The organism is Mesorhizobium sp. M7A.F.Ca.ET.027.03.2.1 (genome assembly GCF_003999175.1).
Lineage (GTDB): Bacteria > Pseudomonadota > Alphaproteobacteria > Rhizobiales > Rhizobiaceae > Mesorhizobium.
On sequence record NZ_RZOM01000842.1, the window covers coordinates 1 to 2,791 of the forward strand.

Sequence of the window (2,791 nt, forward strand, 5' to 3'; positions counted from 1 at the left end):
GACTGCGTCCTTGAGGCCTTTGCCGGCCGAGAACTTCGGCACGGTGCGCGCCGGGATCTTCACTTCGGCGCCGGTCTGAGGATTGCGGCCGGTCGACGCCGCACGCTTTGACACGGAGAAATTGCCAAAGCCGACAAGCCGGACATCGCCGCCCTTCTTCAGTTCGCCGGTGATCACGGAAAATACCGCATCGACCGCCGACTGCGCGTCACCCTTCGAAATGCTCGCGGCGTCGGCGACAGCGGACACCAGTTCGTTCTTGTTCATAAAAATTCCCTTCCATGAGAACACCGGAACTATCGACTCATCCGGCAGGAAACGGACTTTAGAAAGAAGCGCTCCCGCAACCAAGTCGAAAAGGCAGGAAAAAAGCGGAAAAAGCCCGGAAATGCTGGGTTTTTCACATGAAAAAGCCGGGCTCGAGGCCCGGCTCTCCGTTTGTGCGCTGCAACCTTGACGAAAACCAGCGCATGACATCGAAAACCGCAGTCGGTTTCGGAAAGGGCCATGCGCAAGCTTGAGCGTCAGACCGTCCTTTGTGCGTCCAGATGGACGCCCGGCACTCTAATGCGCCAGGGACTTTCCAGCGTCGTCGGCACTGTCTGTCGAGGCCGGCGGATTGACCGGTTCGACCCATTCGATCGGCTCCGGCATACGCACCAGCGCGTGGCGCAACACCTCGCCGACACGTGAGACCGGAATGATCTCCATGCCGTTCTTCACATTGTCCGGGATCTCCGCCAGGTCCTTGGCATTGTCTTCCGGGATCAGCACCTTCTTGATGCCGCCGCGCAGCGCGGCGAGCAGCTTCTCCTTGAGCCCGCCGATGGGCAAGATGCGGCCGCGAAGCGTGATCTCGCCGGTCATCGCCACATCCGCCCGGACCGGAATACCCGTCAGTACCGACACAATGGCTGTCGCCATGGCAGCACCCGCAGACGGACCGTCCTTCGGCGTGGCGCCTTCCGGCAAGTGCACGTGGATGTCGCGCTTGTCGAACAGCGGCGGCTCGATGCCGAAATCGACGGCGCGCGAGCGGACATAGGAGGCCGCCGCCGAAATCGATTCCTTCATCACGTCGCGCAGGTTGCCGGTCACCGTCATGCGGCCCTTGCCGGGCATCATGACGCCTTCGACCGTCAGCAGTTCGCCGCCGACTTCCGTCCAGGCAAGACCTGTAACGACACCGACCTGATCGTCAGCCTCGACCTGGCCGAAGCGGTAGCGCTGCACACCAAGGTAATCGGAGAGGTTCTCCGCCGTGATGCTCACCGTCTTCTTCTTCGTCTTCAGGATCTCGGTCACCGCCTTGCGCCCGAGCTTCATCAGCTCGCGCTCCAGGCTCCTGACGCCCGCTTCGCGGGTGTAGGTCTGGACGATGGCGCGGATCGCGTCCTCACCGACGGAAAACTCCTTCGGCTGCAGCGCGTGATCGCGGATCACCTTCGGCATCAGGTGCCGCTTGGCGATCTCGATCTTCTCGTCCTCGGTGTAGCCGGCGATACGGATGATCTCCATGCGGTCCATCAAGGGCGCCGGGATGTTCAACGTGTTCGCCGTCGTCACGAACATGACGCTCGACAGGTCGTATTCGACCTCGAGGTAATGGTCCATGAACGTCGAGTTCTGTTCCGGATCGAGGACCTCGAGCAACGCCGATGACGGATCGCCACGGAAGTCCTGGCCCATCTTGTCGATCTCGTCGAGCAGGAAGAGCGGGTTGGACTTCTTGGCCTTCTTCATCGACTGGATGACCTTGCCGGGCATCGAGCCGATATAGGTGCGGCGGTGGCCACGGATCTCGGCCTCGTCACGCACGCCGCCAAGCGCCATGCGGATGAATTCGCGACCGGTCGCCTTGGCGATCGACTTGCCGAGCGAGGTCTTGCCGACGCCGGGAGGGCCGACGAGGCACAGGATCGGCCCCTTCAGCTTCTTCTGGCGGCTTTGCACGGCGAGATACTCGACAATTCGCTCCTTGACCTTGTCGAGGCCGAAATGATCAGTGTCGAGCACGTTCTGCGCGAACGCCAGGTCCTGCTTGACCTTGGAGTTCTTGCCCCACGGAATCGACAGGATCCAGTCGAGATAGTTGCGCACGACGGTCGATTCAGCCGACATCGGCGACATCGTCCGGAGCTTCTTCAACTCGGCTTCCGCCTTTTCGCGGGCCTCCTTGGAGAGCTTGGTCTTCTTGATGCGCGCCTCGATCTCGGCGGCCTCGTCGCGGCCGTCCTCGCCCTCGCCGAGCTCCTTCTGGATCGCCTTCATCTGCTCGTTGAGGTAGTATTCGCGCTGCGTCTTCTCCATCTGGCGCTTGACGCGCGAGCGGATGCGCTTCTCCACCTGCAGGACGGAGATTTCGGCTTCCATGAAGCCCATAGCCTTTTCCAGCCGCTCCTTGACCGAGAGCGTGGCCAGCATTTCCTGCTTCTCAGGGATCTTGATGGCGAGATGCGAGGCAACAGTGTCGGCGAGCTTGGAATAGTCGTCGATCTGGCTGGCTGCACCCACCACTTCGGGCGAGATCTTCTTGTTCAGCTTGACGTAGTTCTCGAAGTCGGTGACGACCGAACGCGCCAGCGCCTCAACCTCGACCTCTTCCTCTTCCGGCTCGACCAGCGCCGCGGCGCGGGCCTCGTGGAAGTCGGGACGGTCGGTGAACGAGACGATTTTCGCACGCGAAGCGCCTTCGACCAGAACCTTGACGGTGCCGTCGGGCAGCTTGAGCAATTGCAGCACATTGGCGAGCGTGCCGATGTCGAAGATGGCATCGGGCTCGGGATCGTCG

The 2,791-nt window shown here is 61.7% G+C and carries 2 protein-coding genes; both read right to left on the bottom strand.

The window, feature by feature from the left end:
- Positions 1 to 267: HU family DNA-binding protein (locus EN750_RS27790; protein WP_145967960.1), on the bottom strand; the 267-nt coding region annotated here is incomplete at its 3' end.
- 297 nt (positions 268 to 564) lie between these two features.
- Positions 565 to 2,791, bottom strand: a 2,227-nt coding sequence (gene lon, locus EN750_RS27795; RefSeq protein WP_127398617.1) for an endopeptidase La, incomplete at its 5' end; no start/stop codon positions are given.